At 63.6% G+C, this 15,325-nt stretch carries 18 protein-coding genes; 8 read left to right on the forward strand and 10 right to left on the reverse strand.

Annotation, left to right across the window (positions count from 1 at the left end; translation table 11 throughout):
* Positions 1-8: 8 nt before the first annotated feature.
* The gene (locus BMY38_RS14945) at positions 9-296 is read left to right on the forward strand and encodes a DUF1330 domain-containing protein (protein ID WP_092764229.1); all 288 of its coding nucleotides are present in this window, start codon (positions 9-11) and stop codon (positions 294-296) included.
* Positions 297-358: 62 nt separating this feature from the next.
* On the forward strand, positions 359-982 hold the full coding sequence (locus BMY38_RS14950) for a helix-turn-helix domain-containing protein (RefSeq protein ID WP_092764231.1): 624 nt from the start codon (positions 359-361) through the stop codon (positions 980-982).
* On the opposite strand, the gene BMY38_RS14955 is transcribed toward BMY38_RS14950, so the two are convergent.
* The 3 genes from BMY38_RS14955 to BMY38_RS14965 are packed head-to-tail and all read right to left on the reverse strand — an operon-like array spanning position 966 to position 2,776.
* Positions 966-1,352: a hypothetical protein gene (locus BMY38_RS14955; RefSeq protein ID WP_092764233.1), complete on the reverse strand. Its 387-nt coding sequence runs from the start codon at positions 1,350-1,352 to the stop codon at positions 966-968. The genes BMY38_RS14950 and BMY38_RS14955 overlap by 17 nt on opposite strands.
* Positions 1,349-1,696 (reverse strand): hypothetical protein, encoded by a 348-nt coding sequence (locus BMY38_RS14960; RefSeq protein WP_092764235.1) that lies wholly within the window; start codon positions 1,694-1,696, stop codon positions 1,349-1,351. Before BMY38_RS14960 ends, BMY38_RS14955 begins: the two co-directional genes overlap by 4 nt.
* Positions 1,697-1,750: 54 nt before the next feature.
* Complete coding sequence (locus tag BMY38_RS14965) at positions 1,751-2,776, reverse strand: patatin-like phospholipase family protein (RefSeq protein WP_092764237.1); 1,026 nt, start codon at positions 2,774-2,776, stop codon at positions 1,751-1,753.
* Between the two features lie 613 nt (positions 2,777-3,389).
* On the opposite strand from BMY38_RS14965, the gene BMY38_RS14970 reads away from it, so the two are divergent.
* Positions 3,390-5,180: an extracellular solute-binding protein gene (locus BMY38_RS14970; protein WP_342707783.1), complete on the forward strand. Its 1,791-nt coding sequence runs from the start codon at positions 3,390-3,392 to the stop codon at positions 5,178-5,180.
* A 10-nt stretch (positions 5,181-5,190) separates the two neighbouring features.
* Here BMY38_RS14970 and BMY38_RS14975 read toward each other — a convergent pair whose 3' ends face one another.
* Positions 5,191-5,466, reverse strand: a complete 276-nt coding sequence (locus BMY38_RS14975) for a DUF3572 domain-containing protein (RefSeq protein ID WP_092764239.1) — start codon at positions 5,464-5,466, stop codon at positions 5,191-5,193.
* Positions 5,467-5,572: 106 nt separating this feature from the next.
* On the opposite strand from BMY38_RS14975, the gene BMY38_RS14980 reads away from it, so the two are divergent.
* Complete coding sequence (locus BMY38_RS14980; protein WP_175495906.1) at positions 5,573-6,982, forward strand: diguanylate cyclase; 1,410 nt, start codon at positions 5,573-5,575, stop codon at positions 6,980-6,982.
* A 20-nt stretch (positions 6,983-7,002) separates the two neighbouring features.
* Here BMY38_RS14980 and BMY38_RS14985 read toward each other — a convergent pair whose 3' ends face one another.
* The 4 genes from BMY38_RS14985 to BMY38_RS15000 are packed head-to-tail and all read right to left on the reverse strand — an operon-like array spanning position 7,003 to position 8,936.
* Complete coding sequence (locus tag BMY38_RS14985) at positions 7,003-7,452, reverse strand: periplasmic heavy metal sensor (RefSeq protein WP_092764243.1); 450 nt, start codon at positions 7,450-7,452, stop codon at positions 7,003-7,005.
* Complete coding sequence (locus tag BMY38_RS14990) at positions 7,449-7,772, reverse strand: hypothetical protein (protein WP_139204724.1); 324 nt, start codon at positions 7,770-7,772, stop codon at positions 7,449-7,451. Before BMY38_RS14990 ends, BMY38_RS14985 begins: the two co-directional genes overlap by 4 nt.
* Positions 7,762-8,334 carry a sigma-70 family RNA polymerase sigma factor gene (locus BMY38_RS14995; protein WP_092764344.1) on the reverse strand — a complete coding sequence of 191 codons (573 nt, stop codon included), beginning with the start codon at positions 8,332-8,334 and terminating at the stop codon, positions 7,762-7,764. Before BMY38_RS14995 ends, BMY38_RS14990 begins: the two co-directional genes overlap by 11 nt.
* Before the next feature lie 44 nt (positions 8,335-8,378).
* Entirely contained in the window at positions 8,379-8,936 is a 558-nt protein-coding gene (locus BMY38_RS15000; RefSeq protein ID WP_175495907.1) for an EF-hand domain-containing protein, read from the reverse strand.
* 190 nt (positions 8,937-9,126) lie between these two features.
* Here BMY38_RS15000 and BMY38_RS15005 point away from each other — a divergent pair, with 190 nt between their 5' ends.
* Both BMY38_RS15005 and BMY38_RS15010 read left to right on the forward strand, forming a co-directional pair.
* Complete coding sequence (locus tag BMY38_RS15005; RefSeq protein ID WP_425431636.1) at positions 9,127-9,558, forward strand: DUF983 domain-containing protein; 432 nt, start codon at positions 9,127-9,129, stop codon at positions 9,556-9,558.
* A gap of 5 nt (positions 9,559-9,563) precedes the next feature.
* On the forward strand, positions 9,564-10,226 hold the full coding sequence (locus BMY38_RS15010; RefSeq protein WP_092764346.1) for an NUDIX hydrolase: 663 nt from the start codon (positions 9,564-9,566) through the stop codon (positions 10,224-10,226).
* Between the two features lie 9 nt (positions 10,227-10,235).
* Here the strand turns inward: BMY38_RS15010 and BMY38_RS15015 are convergent, their stop codons facing one another.
* Complete coding sequence (locus BMY38_RS15015) at positions 10,236-11,129, reverse strand: EamA family transporter (protein ID WP_092764348.1); 894 nt, start codon at positions 11,127-11,129, stop codon at positions 10,236-10,238.
* Between the two features lie 191 nt (positions 11,130-11,320).
* Here BMY38_RS15015 and BMY38_RS15020 point away from each other — a divergent pair, with 191 nt between their 5' ends.
* Together BMY38_RS15020 and BMY38_RS15025 are read left to right on the forward strand one after the other, a co-directional pair.
* Positions 11,321-11,854, forward strand: a complete 534-nt coding sequence (locus tag BMY38_RS15020; RefSeq protein ID WP_092764253.1) for a hypothetical protein — start codon at positions 11,321-11,323, stop codon at positions 11,852-11,854.
* 168 nt (positions 11,855-12,022) lie between these two features.
* The gene (locus BMY38_RS15025; RefSeq protein ID WP_092764351.1) at positions 12,023-14,314 is read left to right on the forward strand and encodes an NADP-dependent malic enzyme; all 2,292 of its coding nucleotides are present in this window, start codon (positions 12,023-12,025) and stop codon (positions 14,312-14,314) included.
* 35 nt (positions 14,315-14,349) lie between these two features.
* Here BMY38_RS15025 and BMY38_RS15030 read toward each other — a convergent pair whose 3' ends face one another.
* Complete coding sequence (locus BMY38_RS15030) at positions 14,350-15,222, reverse strand: cation diffusion facilitator family transporter (RefSeq protein ID WP_092764255.1); 873 nt, start codon at positions 15,220-15,222, stop codon at positions 14,350-14,352.
* Positions 15,223-15,325: the final 103 nt, after the last annotated feature.

Below are 15,325 nucleotides of genomic sequence, written 5' to 3' on the forward strand. Positions count from 1 at the left end.
GACGAACGATGCCCAAAGCCTATTGGATCGCCCATGTGACGGTCACGGACCCCGACCCTTATGCCCTCTATGCAAAGGGTGCGACGGAAGCGTTTGAGAAGCATGGCGCGCGGGTTCTGGCCCGTGGAGGAGAGGTCGTCGCGTTGGAGGGACAGAGCAGTCCGCGCAACGTGATTATCGAGTTCGAGAGTATGCAGGCCGCCCGTGCCTGCTATGACTCGCCTGAATATCAGGCAGCGCGAAACCACAGGATCGGCGCGGGCGAGGCGCAGATCATGCTGCTGGAGGGTGTCTGACGCCATCATGCGCCCCGATCGCGATGCTTGTGGATGACCCGGACTGCCGCCTACAAGGCAGCATGTCGAAATCCGATGAACCCAGCCTGATCCAGCTTGCCCGCGAGAGCGGTGCCCACATTCAGGCCGAGCCGCTTGATCTGGGAAGCCGCGTCCGTGATCTGCGCAAATCGCGCGGCTGGACACTGGAACAGGCGGCGCGGCAGGCGGGGCTGGCGCGGTCAACGCTGTCCAAGATCGAGAATGGGCAGATGTCGCCCACCTTCGATGCGTTGAAAAAGCTGGCGACGGGGCTGGAGATCGGCGTGCCGCAACTGTTCACGCCGCCCACCAAGGGGCAGGTGACCGGTCGGCGCGATATCACCATGTCGGGCGAAGGGCAGACCCACGTCACGACCACATATGAGCATGAACTGCTGGGCAGCACGCTGACGAAGAAATCCATGCTGCCCTATCGCTCCCGCGTCCGGGCCCGCAGGTTCGATGAATTCGACGGATGGGTGCGCCACGACGGAGAGGAGTTCCTGCTGGTCCTGACCGGCACGATCCGTCTGTATCTGGAGTTTTATGAGCCGGTCGAGATGCGTCGCGGCGACAGCGCGTATTATGACGCATCGATGGGTCACAACGTGATCTCGACCTCACCCGAAGACGCGGTGATCCTCTGGGTCACCAGTCTGGGATAGCGGTCTCGTCATAGGTCAGGTCCAGATCGAACCCGGTCACGGCAAGATTCGGATAGGCCCGCAACACGTCCATGAACGCCGCATATCGTGCGCGTGGCTCTGCGCTGGCGACGGTTTGACGGAACGACAATCGCGCCAGATGACGGCGATAGGATTGACCGTAGGTCCAGTATTGGTTCGGCGTGAGCGCGGCCGCGCCCTCGCGACCTGCGAACACGATCCGGATGCGCGCGTCGCCCGCGTCTGTCGTGTTCGGCGCGTCGAACCACAAGTACGAAGGATCGTAGTGGCCCGAAATATCGAGCCGTTCCTGCGCGATCGCCGGTGCGGTCAGCATCAGGGCGATCAATCCGGGAAGGGCGGCCTTCATCGGTCGCGCCCCACCGGGTTTTCGGTCTTGGCGTCGTCGCCGAAGCGCGCGTCGTCCGACATCGCGTCTTCGCCCTCGGCAATGTAATCGCCACTGTCTTGGATCGAGGCGTTGTCATGAACCGGCGCGGAATAGGCGTCGGCGGGAAGGGGACCGGACAGAAACTCGTGCAGGCGCTGGTGTGCCTCGTCTGTCGGTATCCCTTGTTTGTCGGCGATGACCTTGGACAGCAGCACGGTCGAACCATCGGCACCGGACAGATCTTCGTCTGTCAGTTCGGGATATGCGGACAATATCGGGTCGCGGAACGGGACCCAGTCGCGGGCAAAATCTTCACGGCTCATGATGGTTTCCTTCCTTGGTTTTGGGAAACGCACACCCGACAGCCTCGGTTCCGGTCAGGCGAACATCTCGGCCAGATCGACGCTCGACCGATCGCCGATGGCGTCGAAATCACGCTCCAGAAAGGCGTCTGCCGCCGCTTGCCCGGCGGTGCGAAGCTGCGCCATGACGATCGGGTTGGCAACCGACTTGGTCGCGACCGACAGCTTGCGCATCAACTCATCGTCCGCAACCATGTGAACCAGCACATCCTTCATGGCACCTTCGGGGATCGTGCCCGACCGCACCAGACGCTGCACGAAGTGGATGGCCCGCAATTCGCGAAAAAGCGATGTATTGAAGCTGATCTCGTTGATCCGGTTCTGGATTTCACGGGCGGTGACCGGCAGAATGGGGCGTTCCAGCGGATTTATGTTCACGATCAGGATGTCACGCGGCAGATCCGCAGCGAACAGCGGAAACAATGCGGGGTTGCCGGTATAACCGCCGTCCCAATAGGATTCTCCGTCGATCACGACCGCCGGAAACAAGGTCGGCAGACAGGCCGATGCCAAGATGGAATCCGGCCCGATGGCCTCGTGGTTGAACAGCTTGATCTTGCCGGTGCGCACATTGGTTGCGCAGATGTGAAACGCCGGTCCCGCGTCCGAACAGATGGCATCGAAGTTCAACCCCTCGACGACCTTGCGTAAGGCATTGGATGCGAATTCGCCTGTCATATAGGGCGACACGGCCCGCGACATGCCGTCGATCAGTTGATATCCGGGCGACATTTCAATCATATGACTGACCGCCAGGGGCGAAAAGCCGGCAAGCCAGGGGGCCAGCCGTTCGTCCGTCAGGGCACCGATATCTGTCCAGACCTGTTCCAGCGTGTCGAGTGCCAGATTCCGGCTGCCCTGCGCCAGACCGCATTTCACCGCCGCGCCGTTCAGCGCGCCCGCGCTGGTCCCCGAAATGGCTGCGATCTCGATCCGCTCGTCGGCCAGAATCCGCTCCAGCACGCCCCAGGTGAACGCGCCATGTGCTCCGCCGCCCTGAAGGGCCAGATTGATTTGCTTCGCCTTGGGTTCGGTTGCCATGCGTCTTCTCCTACAAGGCGATGAGATCGACGACGAATGCGCCTTGGGTCGTCATGCCGGAAACGCGGCAGACCTTTGCTATCGACCTCGATCAATGTATCGTTGTCTGCACCGCACCATCGGTGCGCGGGACCATCGCCGTGCCGATCAGTTCATCGCAAGTAGCGAAATGGCGCGCAGCGGCAAGTCCCATCGCGCTTTCCTGCCGGTGAAGGTAACGAATTTTTTACGAAATGACACTCGCATGCCGCCGTGTGTTGTATGATTACGGGATGGACCATGGATGCAACATCTGCGAAAGGCCCCTTCTGTATCTGCATGACTGCTCTGCGATGACGGCAGTCCGGCGGCGCGGCAGCTAGCCCGCAACTATCGGTAAAGCCAAAAAAAACGCCCGCACAAGGCGGGCGCTAAGTCATTGAGGCAGGTTTCATACAGGCAAGAAACCTATCGAGCAGTAAGTCTGTTATAGACCTTCATCTTACGGAGTCCAAGCTAAAGTTTAACGAGCGCTCACTGAGTGTTTCAGATAAACTTCAAAGTGAACAATACGTTACTGTTGGGCAAGACAATGATGAACAAGTGTTTCTCGCGAATCCGGTTCTGCGGGGGCGTGATACTCGCAACCATGGCGGGGCTGGGAATCGCCTTTCCGGTGGTCGCGGACGGGCATGGAATTGCGCTTTACGGCGAACCTGCGCTGCCCTCCGATTACACGAATTTGCCGCAGGCGAACCCGGACGCGCCCACTGGTGGAACCTTCGTGGACGGCCAGGTCGGCAGCTTCGACAGCCTCAATCCTCACATCCTGCAGGGCAACACGCCGTGGCAATTGCGCTTTCTGGCCTACGAAAGCCTCATGGGTCGCGCCTATGACGAGCCGTTCACCCTGTATGGCCTTCTGGCCGAACGGGTCGAGGTCAACGACGAGCAGACCCAGATCACCTTCACCCTGAACCCGGCGGCGGAATTTTCCGACGGCACCCCGGTCACGCAGGACGACGTGATCTGGTCCTGGAACATTCTGGGGCAGGCGGGGGCGAACGGACGTTATCGCAGCGCCTTCTCCAAGGTTGAAAGCGTCGAAAAGGTCGGTGATCGCGGCATCCGGTTCACCATCGGTGCGCCCGACCGGGAACTGCTGATGACGCTGGGGTTCCGCCCGATCATGAAGTCCGCGCAATACGCCGACGACGAAAGTGCCTTCTTCCGTTCGGGTCTGAACAACATCCCCATCACGACCGCCCCCTATGTCATCACCGATTTCGATCCGGGCCGCTTCGTCGAGCTTTCGCGCAATGAGGATTACTGGGGGGCCGACCTGCCGTTCCGTCGCGGCACGAATGTCATCGACACGATCCGGATGGAATTCTTCGGCGATGCGACGGCGCATTTCGAGGCATTCAAGGCAGGCGAACTGTCGACGATGCGCGAAACCAATGCCGCCAAATGGGCGCGCGACTACGATTTTCCGGCGGTCCGGTCGGGCGACATCGTGCTGTCGGAAATTCCCCATCAACGCCCGTCCGGCATGACCGGGTTCGCGATGAATACGCGGCGCGACCTGTTCGACGACTGGCGGGTGCGGCAGGCGATGATCGAGGTCTTCAACTTCGACTATATCAACAACGTCATCAACGGCGGCACGCAGCCCCGGATCACGTCGTATTACTCGAACTCGCCATTGGGCATGGAACCCGGACCTGCGCAGGGCGCAGTTGCCGACCTGCTGGAGCCTTTCGCGGACAGTCTGCTGCCCGGCACCATCGAAGGATACAACCTGCCCGAAACCGATGGGCGCGCCTCCAACCGCAAGGGTCTGCGCGCCGCCAGCCGCTTGCTGGAGGATGCCGGATATACCGTCGAAAACGGGGTGCTGACGGGGCCGAACGGGCCGGTGACTTTCGATATCCTGGTCCAGACCGGATCGTCCGAAGTGCAGTCCATTGCCGATATCTACATCGAATCGCTCAAGGGTCTGGGCATAGACGCCCGTGCCGTGGCCATCGACAGCGCCCAGTTCACCGACCGGGTCACGAATTACGACTTCGACATGGTCTGGTATCAGTGGGGCCTTTCGCTATCGCCCGGCAACGAGCAACTGGCCTATTGGGGTCCCGATGGCGTGACCGCGCCCGTCTCGCGCAATGTGATGGGTGCAGACGATCCGGCGATATCGGAAATGATAGATGCCATGCTGAACGCAGACTCCCAGGAAGGGTATGTCGCCGCCATTCGCGCGCTGGACCGGGTGCTGACGGCGGGGCGGTACGTCGTGCCGATCTGGCATAATCCCGTCAGCTGGATCGCGCATGACAAGGCGCTGACCTATCCGGCGGACCGGCTGCCGATCTATGGCGACTGGATCGGATTTCAGCCCGATGTCTGGTGGTTCGAAAATTAACGCCCCGCCGTCAGGTCCAATGTGGCAGTTGCCCACCCGGCAGTGCCGTGCGGGCCTGCAACAGACGGTCGAAGGGCAGGGATTGCGCCGTGCAGACGCCCTGCACCCAATCGTCGTTCAGCAATACGAAATCCAGCACCGCACCCAGAAAATCCGGATCGGCGGCAGCCCCACGGATCGTTTCGCGGTCGGCCCCGGTCGCGCTCTGGAACGTGTCCAGCAACTCGGCCTGGGCCAGCCATGCCAATGCCCCGAGGGCGATCACTTCGGCGTCATCCTGTCGCATATTTCCCCCGCTCTCTACGAAAAGCGCTCCGCTGGAAACCTTTTGTTAACCTTAAGGCCTGCATATCGACTTTGACGATTTTATGAACACTTGCGAGAACCCTGCCATGCCCGGTCGCATCCTCGTTGTCGATGACGTTGCCACGAATAGAATCGTGATGAAGGTCAAGCTGTCGGCCGCGCGGTACGATGTCGTTCCGGCGGTCAGCGGCGCCGAAGCTCTGGAAATCGCACGCGCCGGTGGTATCGACATCATCATCATGGACATGATGATGCCGCGCATGACCGGGGCCGAAGCCTGTCGTCTTTTGCGGGCCGATCCTCTGACCGCCACGATCCCGGTGATTCTCGTGACCGCCTCGGACGACGTCGAGGCCAGGATGCAGGGCCTGTCCGCCGGGGCCGACGATTTTCTCTCCAAGCCGGTTGACGAAGTGGCGCTGCTGGCCCGCGTCCGTTCGCTCCTGCGCTCGCGGGAGGAGGAGCGGGATTATCACGCGCGCGGCGGCGACATGCTGGAAATGGCCCGCACGTCGATCCCCGGCCTGTCCGAAGCCGGGGGGCAGACGGGGTTCCAGCCTCGCCCCGTGCCCGTCGACGGACGTATCGCCCTGATCGGTGCACCCGAAGCCAAATGGCTGCCGGTGCAGCGCGACCGTCTGCGCCCCCTGTTCCGCGAGGCGGTGTCGATCATGGGCCGCGACGTGGCGTTGGCGCTCAGCGAAGATCACGTGCCGGACCTGTTCCTGATCGAGGCCGACCTGGCCGCCCGCAACGAAGGCCTGCGCCTGATGTCCGAGTTGCGCTCGCGCAATGCCACACGGCATGCCGCCTTCATCGTGCTTTTACCGCAGGGCGACAGCGAACGCGCCGCGACCGCACTGGACCTGGGGGCCGCCGACGTCAGCTATCATCCGTTCCCGGTGGACGAGATCGCGATGCGGATACGCACGCAACTGGCCCGCAAGCGTCGTGCCGACAAGATGCGCGACACGCTGGATACCGGGTTCAAGATGGCGATGTTCGATCCGCTGACCGGGTTGCACAATCGCCGTTATGGCTTGCATCACCTCGATCTGGTCGCGACACGCTGCCGGGCACAGGGCATCCGCGCAGGCGTCATCGCGATGGACATAGATCACTTCAAACAGGTCAACGACACCCACGGACACCCCGTTGGCGATAGCGTTCTGGCCCGCGTGGCACAGGTTCTGCGCGACAGTCTGCGGTCCGAGGATCTGGTCGCCCGCATCGGCGGGGAAGAATTTCTCGCTATCCTGCCCGACGCCGATCTGGCGCAGGTGCGCATCGTTGCCGAACGGCTGCGCTCGGCCGTCGAGACGATGCAGGTGCCTCTGCCCGGCGGCGCGCCGCTTTCGGTGACCCTGTCGCTGGGCGTGGCAATGCTGGAAAATCGCGATGATGCAGGGTCGGAGGTTCTGTGCCGCGCCGACCGCGCCCTTTATTCCGCCAAGGACGGCGGACGCAATCGCGTGCAACTGGCGACGCCGGACTGACGACAGCGCCTGTTGCCGGATTATTTGCGGGTCCGCGGTCGCGAGAGATGTTCAGCCAGCGCCACGCGATCCTCGACTGACAGATCAGCGATGACCTTTCCCAGCATGGTGATGCCGCGCCCGGCGATTTCGCCCTGCAGGTCACGCTGCATCCGCATCGCCGTCTCGAAGGCTGCCCGGTCGAATGGCTCGGCGCGCAGGGCGTCGACAACGACAGCTTGCGCCGTTCGCATGCGCGCGCGCCCATCGCCCAGACCGCCGTCGGCGCGCAACGCCATGAACAGCGCACGGCGTGCGTCGCGGTCCAGCCCGCGTGACAGCGCCGCGATTTCAGGCGGGCCACCGAAGCCACGCCGGTCGTCGTGCATGATCGGCTCGCCGGTCAGCATCGCGCCGATCACGGCGGTCGCCACGGCCACGTTCACCGCCAGCGATGCGATCAGCGCCCATTTGATCCACCTTGCGGTCATCCTGCGTCCTCCTCGGACCAGACGGTCCCGAAAATCTCGTCCATCAGCGCGGCGTCCGCCGTGTCCACGCCAACATCCGCCGGAACGAATTCCAGAACGACCGTCGGCTGTGCCATACCCAGCCACAACCCCAGCACCGCCGCTGCGGGCACGCCGACCAGTCCGCCAATCCAGGCCCGTACCCGGTCAGCACCCGAGGCCGCCTGCGCAACAGCGGCGGGAACTGCATCCGCCAGGATACGCGCCCTCAACCCGTCGCCCAGCGGCGTCGTGTCGTCCCGCGCGGCGCGCAGCATAAGGTCCAGATCTTTATCGGCCATGGTCATCCCCTTCCGTCTCCCGCAACAGGTCCGCCAGCCGCCGCTTGCCACGTGCTGTCAGGCTTTCCACCGCTTCGACCCCACATCCCAGCATGGCGGCAATATCCGGGTTCGAATACCCTTCGACGTGCCGCAACACGACCGCCTGCCGCTGTCGGTCGGGCAGTGAGGCCAGCGCCGCATCCAGTGCAGACAGGCCTTCGGCCCGGATCATCCCCGCCAGGACCGGCATGGCGTCGTCCGCCGGTTCCCCGGCATCGTCGAGCGGTGCGGTCCGTGCCGACCGGCGTTTGGCGTCCACCGCCAGGTTCGCGGCCACCCGGCCCAGCCAGGTCGACATCTGCGCGGCACCGGCGGCATCCCAGCTGGCCGCGCGCTTCCAGAGTCGCAGGAACGCTTCCTGCACGATATCCTCGGCCAGCGCGCGGTCGCCTGCCGTCATACGCAGCGAGAACGCCATCAGACGCGGGCCCAGCCGGTCGAGCAGGGCCGCCGCAGCCGCCCCGTCGCCCTGACCCGCACGGGCCAGCAACCCGGCCTCGATCTCGCGTGCATCTTCCATTGCCCCCCCGGCATATGCGGGCGACAGAGCCGCCCGCATGGGTCTCAGTTTTCGTCACGTTCCTTGCGGGGGCCCATGGCGTCCCACTCCTCGGCGCTCAGGCTGCCGTTGTCATCGACATCGGCCCGTCCGAAGAACCGCGCGCCGCGATCATCGCTGTCACCCCGGTCGCCACGTTCATGGCGCTCGCCGCCCCGCGACCCGTGGCGCTCGCCGCCGTGACGCCCGCTACGCTTTGCGCCGTCACGTCCGCCCCGCTTGTCCATACCGGCTTCCATCTCGTCCATGCTGAGCATGCCGTCTGCATCGCTGTCCAGACGTTCGATCATACGCGCGGTGCGGTTTTCGGTACGCGCTTCGGCCATGGCGCTCAGTTCGGTCGCAGACAAAAGACCGTCGCCATCGGTGTCGGCGGACGTGAACCGTGCCGTGCTGCGGTTTTCGCGGAAGGCGGCCATCTCTTCGGGGGTGACGGACCCGTCACCATTCGCGTCGACCTCGGAAAAGGCGGGTTTAGCCGGGGGGGTGCCCTGGGCATTGGCCACCGAGTTCAGCGACAGGCCGGCGGCGATGGCCAGGCCAAGGATTGCGATCTTCTTCATGTCAGTCTCCAACTGCTCGATTTTATGGTATGACGCATCGCCCTCATTGGCGCCGCGTTCCTCCATTCCACGCCGCCGCGCAGGTATTCCGTCGCGCCGGTTCCGAAAAAAGCGACATGGCGCCGCAACGGCATCTGCGGCCTTCCCCCGCGAAGCCCGCGTGATTAGGTGGATGAGCAAAGGATCTTTCATGACCGACACACTGCCTTCCAGCATGCCGAACCCGACCCTCGAGCCCCCGCGCGAAATGCCGAAGGCAATGCTGCGGGGCTGGCGACGGCGATGCCCGAACTGTGGGTCCGGGCCCATGTTGCGCGGCTATCTCAAGGTCCGCGATAACTGTCCGGTCTGCGACGAAGCCTTGTATCACCACCGTGCCGACGACGGTCCGCCCTATCTGACGCTGCTGATCGTGGCCCATATCATCGGCCCCGGCATGCTGTGGTTCTTCATTGCCTTCGAACCGGACCCCTATACCTTCATGGCAATCTTCATGGTCGCATCCGTGGCGCTGTCGCTTTGGTTCCTGCCACGGCTCAAGGGCGTCATCGTCGCCGTTCAATGGGCCGCCCGGATGCACGGCTTTGGCCACGGAGACGCGCGTTCGGACGTCAGAACGTGACCGACATGCCCCCGCCCGACATGCCCCGGCCCGACATGCCCGTGCGCGATGCCGCGACGATCGTTCTGTTGCGCGACGGCGCGGCCGGGCCATCTGTCCTGATGGGCCAACGCGGCGCAGGGGCGGCGTTCATGCCGAACAAATACGTCTTTCCCGGTGGCGCGGTCGATGCCGCCGACGCCCGGGTCCCGCTGGCGCGTCCGCTGGACCGGGCGACCCACGCGGCCCTGTCCGTGAAATCCGTCACACCGCCGAACATGCTGGCGGTCGCCGCCCTGCGCGAACTGGCCGAGGAAACGGGCCAGATCATCGCGTGCCCCGGCGACGGATGCGATTGGCCCGGCTTTCGCAACCTGTCGCCCGATGCATCCGCCCTGCGCTTCGTCTTCCGGGCGATCACGCCGCCGGGCCGTCCCCGCCGGTTCGACGCCCGGTTCTTTCTGGTCCCCGCCGATGCCCTGCTGACCGACCCGGACGACTTCAGTCAGGCCGAAGACGAGTTGGGCCATCTGCATTGGGTTCCCTTGTCCGAGGCACGCACCCTCGACATGCCGTTCATCACCGAAGTCGTGCTGGCCGAAATCTCGGCCATCGCCGCCGGGACCGGCGCGACGGGGACGCCGTTTTTCGACAATTCGGGCGCGACGTCGGTGTTTCACAGGCTCTAGCCGCGGCCGTCAGGCCTGCAACAGGACCAAGCCGATCACGCTGACGCCGACCAGGGTGATGGCCAGCAACTCGCGGCGGCTGAACCGCTCGCCCAGCACGGTCCATGAAATGACCATCGACAGGATCAGTTCGACCTGTCCGACCGCGTTCACATAGGCCGCCGTCTGCAAGGTATAGGCCGTGAACCAGCCCAGCGATCCGGCCATCGACGTGGCCCCGATCAGCGCCGTCGCCCGCCACCGCCTCACGACTGCGATCAGTCCGGCCCTGTCGCGCGCGGCCAGCCAGGCACCCAGCAAGACAGCCTGCACCAGCGTCGCCAATCCCAGAGTGACCGCCGCGCGAAGGACCGGCGCGTCGCTTTCGATCAACAGCGATGCGCCCCGGTATCCCACGGCGGAGATCGAGAAGAACACGCCTGACGCAAGGCCGAGCGCCGAGGCACGGTTGAATACCTGCCACCCGCCCGTCACCGGAACAGACAGGATCAGGACACCGATCAGGCCGACGCCCATGGCCAGAAGATCGGCCCATGTTACCGTCTCGCCCAGCACGATGAATCCGGCGGCGACGGTAAACAGGACGGTGATTTTGGAAAAGGCGATTCCCACGGCAAAGTTGCGCCGGGCGAACAGGGCCACGACGCATATCGTCGCCAGAATCTGCGAGATCGCGCCCGCAACCGCGTAGGGCCAGAAGCCTGTGCCGATCGCAGGCAGTGTTTGTCCGGATACGCCCAGCCAGATTGCCAAGCCGGCGGCGATCACGAAGGGTGCATGGACGAAACGCGCAAAGGTCGCCGCGGCAGGCGTCAGCCCGGACATTGCCAGCCGTTTTTGCAGCAGGAATCGCAAAGCCTGGACCGAGGCGGCGAACAAAGTGGCAACAATCCAAAGCGACATTGTGGCATCTGACACGGGCATCAGCCGCTTCGCCAGACCCAAAATCTGCATAACATTCCCTATGGTAAGGGGACAGAACAGCGCGATGGCCTGAATTGTCGCGCTAGAATGGACGAACTCTGTCGTATTCGTCACAGTCTGGCCTTAAATCCGCTGTAACAAAGTCTTAATCTTACCGGAGTTCTGCCGTAATGCCTCTGCCTGCCCTGCCGGTTTCGTTCCTTTCCCGTCTTAGCGCCGCCGCTCGTCTCAGCGGCTCGGACGCAGCGGACGGGGGCAGGCAGGCTGGGGCATCCGGGCTGGAAACGGCCTGTATGGTCATCGGCCTGGGTGGCATGGCACTGGCCCTTGGGGTGACCGTCGCGCAGGCCACGTTGCCCCCCGTGTTCGAGACCGAGACCGCATTGCGTCAAGCCGTGGCCGAAGCCGGGTTCGACGATGCGATCTGCCCGGACGGCTGGGCGGACGACCACGCCCGCCTTCTGGATCTGTCCGAGGCCGAGGTCACGGCCTGGTATCTGCGCGATGCGCTGACCCTTTCGGATGCCGACGTGATCGCCTCCGTCGGTCTTTACGTGACCCGCGCCAGTGATTTCCGCGAAATCCAGGGCCCGGCCCTGACCCGCAATCAGATTTTGCTGTGCATTGCCGAAAGCCGCCGCCTGACGACGCAGCTTGATCAGTTGGTTCCGCCAGCCTTGCGGACGAACTACGACGACATCTGACTTCGGTCAGGCCGCAACCTTCTGTCCGTCCGCAATTTCCCCTGTTGTCAAATCTTCCCCGTTCATGGACCAAAGGACCGAACCGACTTGTGACAGGCCGATGCCTGCTCTGGTCGGTTGAGATTGTTTAATGTTAAACGATCTCGAATGCGCGGCACGGAGACTATGATGAGCGACAAGAACCACGACGACGCCCAGGCTGCCCAGCGGCAGGCCGCGCTCGACTATCATCAGTTTCCCAAGCCCGGCAAACTCGAAATTCGCGCGACCAAGCCGCTGGCCAACGGGCGCGATCTGGCCCTCGCCTACAGCCCCGGTGTTGCCGACGCCTCCACTGCCATACACCAGAACCCCGACAGCGCACGTGATTATACCGCGCGCGGCAATCTGGTGGCAGTCGTCACCAACGGCACAGCCGTTCTGGGCCTTGGCAACATCGGCGCGCTGGCCTCCAAGCCGGTGATGGAGGGCAAGGCCGTCCTGTTCAAGAAATTCGCGGGCATCGACTGCTTTGATATCGAACTTGACGAAGCCGACCCCGAAAAGCTCGCCGATATCGTCTGCGCGCTGGAACCGACCTTCGGCGCCATCAACCTCGAAGACATCAAGGCTCCGGATTGCTTCATCGTCGAGAGGCTGTGCCGCGAGCGGATGAACATTCCGGTGTTCCACGACGACCAGCACGGCACCGCGATCGTCGTCGGCGCGGCGGCGCTCAACGCGCTCAAGCTGACCAACCGGAAATGGGCGGATATCAAGGTCGTCAGCACGGGCGGGGGTGCTGCGGGCATCGCCTGTCTCAACATGCTGCTGACGCTGGGCGTCAGGCGGGAAAACGTGTTCCTCTGCGATCTGCACGGCTTGATCCACCAGGGCCGCACCGACGACATGACCGAACAGAAGGCCGCCTATGCGCAGCCCGGCGGCCCGCGCCAGTTGGGCGATGTGATCGAAGGTGCGGACCTGTTCCTCGGTCTGTCCGGTCCGGGCATCCTCAAACCCGAGATGGTCGCCCGGATGGCCGCGAAACCCATTATCTTCGCGCTGGCCAATCCGAACCCGGAAATCGCCTATGACCTCGCCAAGTCGACCGCGCCCGACGCGATCATTGCCACCGGGCGCAGCGATCATCCCAATCAGGTCAATAACGTCCTGTGTTTCCCCTTTATCTTCCGGGGCGCGCTGGACGTCGGCGCGACCGAAATCAACGAAGATATGAAAGTTGGCTGCGTGGAAGGGATTGCGGCATTGGCCCGCGCCACCACCTCCGCCGAAGCCGCCGCCGCCTATCAGGGCGAGCAGCTGACCTTCGGGTCCGACTATCTGATACCCAAACCCTTTGACCCGCGCCTGATGGGCGTTGTCGCCAGCGCCGTCGCCAAGGCGGCAATGGACTCGGGCGTGGCCACCCGCCCGATCGAGGACCTTGGGGCCTACAAACGCCACCTCGATGCTTCGGTCTTCAAATCCGCCCTTATCATGCGTCCGGTGTTTTCCGCCGCGGCCCAGGTCCAGCGCCGGATCGTCTTCGCCGAGGGCGAGGACGAGAGGGTATTGCGCGCCGCACAGGCAATGATGGAGGAAACCACCGACATTCCGATCCTGATCGGGCGCCCGGACGTGATTGCCAACCGCATCGATCGCGCGGGCCTGACGTTGGAGCCGGGGCGCAACCTTCAGATCGTGAACCCCGAATCCGATCCGCGCTATCGCGATTACTGGGAAACCTATCACGCACTGATGGCACGGCGTGGCGTCGCACCCGACATCGCCCGTGCCACGATGCGCACCAATACCACCGCCATCGGGGCCGTCATGGTGCAGCGGGGCGAGGCCGATTCACTCATCTGCGGCACCTTTGGCCAGTTCCTCTGGCACCTGCGCTACATCGCAGACATTCTGGGGCAGGGGGGGCTGCATCCCATCGGTGCATTGTCGCTGATGATCCTGGAAGACGGGCCGTTGTTCATCGCCGATACGCATGTCCATGCCAATCCGACGCCCGTGCAGATTTCGGAAACCGTGATCGCCGCCGCGCGCCACGTTCGCCGCTTCGGGGTGAAGCCGCGCATCGCGCTTTGTTCCGGTTCACAGTTCGGCAACCTCGAGTCGGCCAGCGGCACCACCATGCGGGCCACGATGGCGATTCTCGACGCGATGAAGCTCGATTTTCAGTACGAGGGCGAAATGAACGTCGATGCCGCCCTCGACGCCGACCTGCGCGCGCGTTTCCTGGCCGATTGCCGGATGGAAGGTGCGGCCAACACCCTCGTCTTCGCTTCGACCGACGCGGCGGGTGCGACCCGCAACATCCTCAAGGCCCGCGCCGGGGGGCTGGAGGTCGGGCCGATCCTGATGGGCATGGGCAACAAGGCGCATATCGTGACGCCCTCGATCACCGCACGGGGGCTTCTGAACATCAGTGCTCTGGCCGGAACGCCGGTGACGCACTACGGTTAGCATCGGTCGGCCACAGTTCGTCGCGGGCAGGTGTCCTAGACGATCTCGACCGTGGAATGGTCGATCTTGAAGCGCGATTTCAGGACGTCCTTCACCTGCGACTTGACCTTCTGTGCATTCTCGCCCGCACTGACCTCGATCTCCAGCGTGATCATCGGCCGCTCCTGCGTGACGGACCAGGCATGGATGTGATCCACCTTCCGTATGCCCGGCACGTCGTTCATCAGAACCTTGGTGACGTCGCGCCGGTCGATTCCTGCGGGCGCGCCTTCCAGAAGAATATGTCCGCTCTCCCGAACCACGGCCCAGGCCGATCTCAGAATGATCAGCACCACCACCACCGACAGGATCGGGTCAATCGGGGTCCAGCCGGTAAAGATGATGACCAGCGCCGCAACCAGGGCGGCCACCGACCCGAGCAGGTCCCCCGCGACATGCAGGGCGGCGGCGCGGACGTTCAGATTATCGCTCTCCCCGCGGGTCAGGACCCAGAACGCCACCAGATTGACGGCAAGCCCGCCAAGCGCCACCCAAAGCATCATTCCGCCCAGAATTTCCTGCGGGTTAGAAATGCGCTTGATGGCTTCGATCGTGATCCAGATCGCGATCGCGAAAAGGGTCAGTCCATTGACCAGCGCTGCGAGGATCGAGAAGCGGTCGAACCCGAAGGTCAGTTTCCAGTCCGCAGGCCGTCTGCCCAGCCGGATCGCGCCCCAGGCCAGCACCAGGGATGCGAAATCCGTCAGCATGTGACCCGCATCCGCGATCAGGGCGAGCGAGCCGGACACGACGCCGCCGATCACTTCGGCGAACATGAAGCTGCCTGTCAGAAGCGCCGCAATGGCGATCTTGAACTCGTTTTTGGGCACATGGCTGTGCCCCGGTGCATCATGATCGTGATTGGCCATTGGCATAGTGGACCTATGGGGATCGGGGGTTGATCGGTTTCAGGAGGGTCGGGCGGCGGAATGCGGCGCGCGACCCTTCACCGGATATGGATGGATTGTGCGC

The organism is Jannaschia helgolandensis, assembly GCF_900109285.1.
Classification (GTDB): domain Bacteria; phylum Pseudomonadota; class Alphaproteobacteria; order Rhodobacterales; family Rhodobacteraceae; genus Jannaschia; species Jannaschia helgolandensis.